Genomic DNA, 6690 nt, shown 5'->3' on the forward strand with positions numbered 1-6690 from the left:
CACAGGGTAGAAGCCTGCTCCTACTGGGGGCTGGTGGCTCGGGTCAACCTCATCCTTCTGGTGCACAACCTCATTCGCAGCCGCATCCTCTTGAAGATGGCCGGGGTGGAGTTATGAGGTAGCACACGAAGGGATTGTAGTGAGCTGATAGAAGTTTTGCGACCCCACCCGAACTGGCATTGAGCTAGACTGCGTTTTCTGGCTGCCTTTGTCTGAATCCTCCAAAGGGCAATTCGCCACCACCTTTACACCCGCCAGAACCACCGCCTATGGTAAAGCCAGGCCAGTACCAGCCACCAGAATGCTAGGTAGCCCAGCGAGTAAGCCCAGCCCCCCACCCAGGATCCCCAGGTTGCTTTGACCTGAAGCAGGAGCCAGTTTTGCAGGCTCAGGCCATCCAGTTTCCAGTCTTGTAGAATCCAGACCTTTACCAGGATGGGCGCTATGTAGGCCAGGAGGGCGTTGCTTCCGGGTATAACCAGTGAGAAGAGCCAGCCTTTTCCGAGGGCATGCTCGAGCCAGGTCAGGCTTCCTAGAAGCAGGGTTCCACTGCCAGCACCCATCAGGATGTAGGCAGGCGTCCAGTAGGGCTTGTTGAACTCGAGATCCAGGCTCCAGGCGTACCCCAAAAGACCCAGCCCCAGGCCCAGCAAGGAAAGCCAGGCCCCTTTCTGAAGGGGCCGTAGCGGTTTGTGTAGCACATCTCCCACCCCACCAGCCATGAGCACCAGCGCAGCGGTAGGAATAACCGACAGCACCCCCCGTAGCCCCAGGGGAGCCAGGTAGTTTTGATTAAGGTGCAGGAGCAGGTTCTGCCCTTCTTCAAAAACCCCTGCTCCCACGCCGGGGAGGGGTATGAACCGAATGGCGGCCCAGTAGCCAACCAGCAGCCCCCCGGCCAGCCCCCAGCGCAGCAGGGCGGGGGTGGGGTACAGTACTGCGCCCACCCAGAAGGCCAGCGCGATGAGCTGCAAAACCCCCAGGGCAAACAGGGGGGTGTGGGCAACCGCGCTAACCAGCAGCAGGCCCAGGGCAAAGAGCGTAAGCGTTCGCAGAGTGGCCTTGCGAAGCCAGACGCCATACCCTGGGGTTCGCCGCTGGATAGAAGCCCAGGCGAAGGGCATCGAAACCCCGGTGGCCAGCAGAAACCAGGGAAAAACCAGATCGGCCAAATGAAGCCCCCCACCCCAGGGCGCGTGCTGGAGCTGGGTGGGGGTAGCACTGTCCAGGGCAATGTTGTTGACCAGGAGCATGAGGAGCACGGTCAGGCCCCGGAAGGCATCGAGCGCTACCGAGCGGGCTTCACCCTGCGAAGGCGCCGCAGCGTGGGGAAGGGGAGAGGCCAGGGCCATGCTCACCTGCCCGCCTGCGCCGATAGGGTGGTCAGCTCGAGGCCCCGTGAGCGGGCATCCTCGGCCAGCTTGACCAGAATGGGCAAGGTTTGCTGGGCGTTGTCGTGTAGGAGCACGATGCCTCCTTTGCGCAAGAAGCGCAGCGTGCGGCGTTCGATCGCCCGGCTACCGGGGTTGTTGAAGTCGCCGGGGTCGTCGGTCCAAAAGGCCGTGGTCAGACCCACGGACTTAGCCACCCGCAGCACCTGGGCATCGTAGCGGCCCCCAGGGGGGCGGAAAAAGCGCACGGGCTGGCCGGTCAGACCCTGAAGGAGCTGGTTGGTGCGCAGTAACTCGTCACGCATGACCGACTCCGGAAGGCCCACCAGCCGCACATGGTGGTAGGTGTGGTTACCCAGCTCGTGCCCGGCCCTGGCCAGGTCGCGCACGAAATAGGGGTAGGCCTCGGCGTTGCGCCCGATCACGAAAAAAGTAGCCCTGACCCCGGCTCGCTGCAAGGCATCGAGCACCAGGGGGGCATACATGGGGTGTGGGGCATCGTCAAAGGTGAGGGCTACCTTGTTCGAGTTGGGCGGCCCGTGATAGTACAGCCCGCTACCCGGCAGCGCGCCCCGCTGCCGCTGTTGGAGTTGTAGCCGCTGCTGGTTCAGCAACTCGTTGTGGCTGCCCTCGAAGGTGGGCCGGTGCTCGGCCAGTCGGCTGGGCTTCAGGGCCGGGGCGGTGGGCTCGTTCGGATTGAGCCACAGATGGTCGTACAGGGCCAGGGTTTCGGGGCGCAGGCGCAGGAATTCGGCCAGTCGAACCTTGGGTACCGAGGCGGTGAAGAGGGGCAGGGGCCCGCCAAAGCCCGCGTAGTCTTCGGCGCGGTAGAGGCTCACGTCTACCATCCCAAGGCTCTCCCGGGCGGCATACGCCCGCTGTACCACCTGCTGGGCCAGGCCGAGGAGTTGTGCAGGCTGGGTCTGGTTTCGGGGCACCAGCAGCAGGCCATGCGCGGCCTCGAGGGAGCCGTTGGAAAGGTAGACCAGCCTGCGCAGGCCAGGAACCTCTGGGTTCAGGACAATCTGGGGTAGGGGCGGGGCCGGGTGAAAGCCAGGGGCCACCGGCTGCACTTCACCGGGCGGCAGGCTCTGGACTGTGGGCAGGCTCCCGGCCTCGGCGGGACTCCGCCCACAGCCCACGAGCGTCAACAACAGCAGATAAAACCACCAGCGATGCATGTGTTTCTCCCAAAAACCAAATACCTCCCTTAGACGCTTTTCTCAAGCAGGTGCGGCTTAAAGTCCGGCCCACTCCAGGGCCGAGCGAAGCCCGGCGGGTCGGTAGCCCTGGGCAGTGTATAGACGATCCGCATCGCGGAACTGCGCCTTTGCTGCTTCGAGGCGGCCCTGTTTGCGGTAGATGTACCCCAGGCCATACACCGCCAGGGGGTTCTGCGGCTGTCGCTTTACCGCTCGCTCCATAAACCGGGCCGAAACCGAAAGCCCCTCGGGGGTGCTGGGCCCGATGAATCCCCTGGGGGCACGTTCTCCCCGGTAAAAGTCAAACTGCGAGTGCAGAAAGGCTATATCCAGGGGCCGCACGGCGGCGCCCTTGAGCGCCTGGCCATCCAGGCTTCGCCGGTATCCCAGAATGTGTCCCTCGGTGGAAAAACGAGGCTCCACAAAGCGGTATCCCTGGGCGCTGACGTCCCACAGGTAGAGGCCCGTGTGCCGCATGAAAGGCAGGGGGTCGGAAGCATCTACCAGAACCTGGGATCGATCCGGCAGGCTCAGCAGCGTGACGGCATGACCTAGGTTGCTCTCCTGCCCCGCCTGGTTGCGCCAGACCATCACCACCCCTGCTGGAAGGCCCAGCTCCTGCAGCAGCCCGGCCAGCAGCACCGACTGCAACAGGCACTGCCGCTCACCCAGCCGCACCGCGTTGTAGAACTCGAAGCCTCGCTCGAGGCTAAAACGCGGGATGAGGGTCTTGACTGCCCGGTGCAGCCAGAGGGCGGCCATGCGGGCCTGTTCAACTGAGGCTGAGCGTAGCCGTGTGCGCTGCGCCTGAAGCGCCGAACGCAGGGGGTGGTCGTAGGCCTCCTGGTAGCGGGCCTCGAGCCAGGCCCTAAAGGCTGGGGTTGCGGCGGGGGCCTGTAGATAGGAGTCTTCAATAAAGCAAGTAAAGGCCCCCGAACTGTAGGGGTAGCGCGTGGGGCTCAGGGTCTGCCCCCGTCCCGAGGCGGCAGCGACCATAGCACCCCCCAGCAACCCTTTGAGGGCCTGTCGTCGGGTCAAGCGTCTGGGAAGTTGGGCCATAAACGGTAGCCAGCCTAGGGCAACGGGGTAAAGCTTTGGTAAAACCGCCTAGCGTAGGGGATGGGCCTCGGGCTCTGGAAGGGGCACCGGGCTCAGCAGCTCGTTTTGCCGGATAAAGGCTTCCATGAAACGCCCGATAATGATGATCTGGCTGTGGTGGGCGCGGGCAGCCTCGAGCTTTCGCTCCATCTGCTCGGGGGTCAGTACCACCCGCTGCCAGGGCAGGCCGCGGCCCCTGGGGGGCGGCTCGAGCGGCAGATCCTTGTGTACCCCCTTGGGCAGAGGCCACTCCAGCCCTCCGTGAACAATCCAGAAGCGGGCCTTGTGCAGCTCCTTTCTTTTGCCCAGCAGCCGCAGGGCCAGGTCGCCGGTGGTACGGTGATCCGGGTGGGCATCCAGCGGGCTGGGGGCCAGCACCGCCGTGGGTTGGGTCTCGTCCAGGAGCTTTTCCAGGTCTCGCTCGAGGTTCTCGCCCGTGTACAGGGCACCGGGCGACAGGGTGCCGGGGTAGGGAACCCGGTCTACACCGGTGTGGGGCGCGGTGAAAGGATAGTAGTAGTAGTCCAGAAAGAGGCGCATCAGACCCTGATCCGGATAGCCCAGAAAACGCAGGTTCTCGCCTGGAATCCCCATTATCCGAGCCCCGGTGCGTGCCTCGTTCATGCGGGCCTGGCCGAGCTCGAGCATGGCCTTGTCGCCCGGATCTGGGGTGCGCCGGAGGAGCACCGCATCCCACTCGAAGCCGTCACCACTGGTGAGCCAGGCGATGAATACCGTGGCCCCGGCGGCCCTGGCCTGCTGGAGGGTGCCTGCGCAGCAGAGCACTTCATCATCGGGGTGGGGGGCCAGCATCAGCACACGGTCGGCAGCGCTAAAGCCGGGCGCTATGGGCAGGGCCTCCACGCGGGGGGTGTAGTACAGGCGGTAAAGCCACGCGGCCAGACCGGGGGCGTTGATCCACAACACCAGCCCGAGTACCAGCAACAGGAGCAGCAGGTACAGCATTCGGCGTCGCCTGGAGCGTTTCCTTTCCATCAATCCAACTTTACAGGGTTGCCGGACGCCTCGAGCCTTCCGGAGCTACTGCTGGAGCCTTGCGGGCGGGGCTCAGCAGGTAAACCCCCCCATAGATCAGGGTAATGCTGAGCAGGGCCCCCAGGCTTTGTAATTCGCCATAGCCCAGCCGGTTCAGGCTGCCGATGCTGCCCATCATCAGGCCCCCCAGGGCGATGGCCCAGAGGCCGGGGGCCCGCTGTACCGAGCTGCGAAGGGACAGAAGCGCCCCCAGCACCAGCCAGACCGTTCCATAGAGGTTCAGGAGCGGGGTATAGCTGCGGGGGGTGAGCAGCCCGGCCTCGCCCACCGAGGGGTAGGCCTGGCCGCTCAGGGGGTGCTCCAGCCGGGCCAGATCCACCGGGGCCCACAGGGCTACCAGCAGCGCCAGCCCGGCGTACGCGAGCAATAGAAGGGTCAGGCTACCGCGGTAGCGGGGCAGCAGGAGCATGGCGGTGCCATGCCCCAGGAAGGCCGCCGCCAGCAAGGCCCCAGCGCTGTACCACAGCCGATAGGCCCAGGGCTGCCAGCCCTGGGGGAAGAGGGCCTCGAGGCCGGTCGCAAGGGCAAATGCGCTCACCCCCAGGGCCCACCACAGCAGCTGGGGCTGACGGGTGCGCCGGTAGCTGCGCCACAGGAGGCCGGCCAGCCAGAGGGCCACCAGCGCGGCCAGCGGGCTAAACAGGGCCGGGGGCAGAAGCTGAACCTTTCGCTCAGGCGTCTGGGGCGCGGGCACCAGGGGGGGCAGGGCGGGGTCTACCTCAAAGTAGTACTCGACCTGCCCGCCGTAGGGGCTGGCGGTCTGCTTGGCCTGGAGCAGGTAGCGCCCCGCCGCCAGGGCCTCAACCGGGCGAAGCTCGAGGCGCTCGAGGCCGCCCTCGCGCCCCTGCTGCACCACCCGCAGCGCCACCGGGCGGGAGGAAGGCAGGGCAATCAGGCGGTAGCTGCCCAGCTCCCCGGTACGCTTTTCCTGCACCACCAGGGCCGAGACCTCCGGCAGCCGGGCCGAGTCCGGGGGGAACCCAGGGGGTGGGTTGTACCAGGGGTAGGGCTTCAGGTAGGCCGTCCCGCTGTGCAGGTACACCCCCCGCCCTTCTGCCGGGGGAGCCGCTACCGGCAGATACTGAGCCTGGGCCGAAGGAATGCCCAAAAGCGGCACCAGCAGGGTGGAGAGCAATATCGCGCCCACAATGAAGATCCCCAGGCCCACCCCCAGCCGCCGGGCCCGCCGGGCCGAAGGCAAGGTCGGGCGGGGGCTAGGGTGGCCGCGGGAAGGCCGGGCGTTGTGTCCCCGCAGCCGGTAGGCCAGGGCCGCGGTGCTCAGCAGGGCGCTGATCGGGAAGTAGACCAGGTAGCTGTTCACCCCGTAGGGCGAGAGCAGGGTAGCGCTGTAGGGGCTGAACAGCGCCGGCAGCAGGGCCCAGGCGATGCCGGGCCCGATCATGGCCAGGCTCAGCCCCACCACCGGCGCCCCCGAGAGCAGCCAGCCCAGGCCGGGGAACCCGGTCAGGGCCCCCAGGCCCTCCACCCCCAGAAAGACCGCCTTGGGCACCTTCCGCAGCGAGGTGGGCACCGGCCCCATCACCTGGGCCGGGTAGGCCCGGAGGTTCGCGCCTAGCTGATCACTGGTGCTAGTTGAAAAGTAGCGGGAGAAAGGAATAGGGTCTGGTGTATGCGGCCAGACCCGAGATGCATTCTATCGCTGGAAGACGTTGCTTTGGTGATGTACGTTGGGGTAGACGATGCCCTGCGTTCGAAGGCTGAACAGCATGAACATCAACAAGCCAAGCTCAGCCTTAGTGAGTTGGTCACCATCGGGCTGATGTTCAGCCTCAAAGGCGGCTCATTCCGCCGGTTCTACCTGTGGCTGGTCGCCAACCTGGGTGACTGCTTCCCCCATCTACCTGAACGCACCCGTTTGCAGCGACGACTACTCCAGTACCAAGCTTTGGTCGTACATTTTCTGGCCGAACCCAGCTTGTTCT

Annotated in this window: 5 protein-coding genes and 1 pseudogene; 1 reads left to right on the plus strand and 5 read right to left on the minus strand. The window is 65.5% G+C overall.

Annotation, left to right across the window (positions count from 1 at the left end; genetic code table 11):
• Positions 1-245 precede the first annotated feature (245 nt).
• The 5 genes from J3L12_RS16380 to J3L12_RS16400 are packed head-to-tail and all read right to left on the minus strand — an operon-like array spanning position 246 to position 6278.
• Positions 246-1352, minus strand: coding sequence for a heparan-alpha-glucosaminide N-acetyltransferase domain-containing protein (locus J3L12_RS16380; protein WP_208016126.1), 1107 nt, complete (start codon positions 1350-1352; stop codon positions 246-248).
• A 2-nt stretch (positions 1353-1354) separates the two neighbouring features.
• The gene (locus tag J3L12_RS16385; RefSeq protein ID WP_208016122.1) at positions 1355-2572 is read right to left on the minus strand and encodes a polysaccharide deacetylase family protein; all 1218 of its coding nucleotides are present in this window, start codon (positions 2570-2572) and stop codon (positions 1355-1357) included.
• A 57-nt stretch (positions 2573-2629) separates the two neighbouring features.
• Positions 2630-3652 (minus strand): tetratricopeptide repeat protein, encoded by a 1023-nt coding sequence (locus tag J3L12_RS16390; protein WP_208016123.1) that lies wholly within the window; start codon positions 3650-3652, stop codon positions 2630-2632.
• 48 nt (positions 3653-3700) lie between these two features.
• Positions 3701-4657 carry a PIG-L family deacetylase gene (locus J3L12_RS16395; RefSeq protein WP_243455338.1) on the minus strand — a complete coding sequence of 319 codons (957 nt, stop codon included), beginning with the start codon at positions 4655-4657 and terminating at the stop codon, positions 3701-3703.
• 40 nt (positions 4658-4697) lie between these two features.
• On the minus strand, positions 4698-6278 hold the full coding sequence (locus J3L12_RS16400; RefSeq protein ID WP_208016125.1) for a hypothetical protein: 1581 nt from the start codon (positions 6276-6278) through the stop codon (positions 4698-4700).
• 99 nt (positions 6279-6377) lie between these two features.
• On the opposite strand from J3L12_RS16400, the pseudogene J3L12_RS16405 reads away from it, so the two are divergent.
• Positions 6378-6690: pseudogene (locus tag J3L12_RS16405) on the plus strand (hypothetical protein); the annotation flags it as partial.

The organism is Meiothermus sp. CFH 77666, assembly GCF_017497985.1.
Taxonomy (GTDB): domain Bacteria; phylum Deinococcota; class Deinococci; order Deinococcales; family Thermaceae; genus Meiothermus.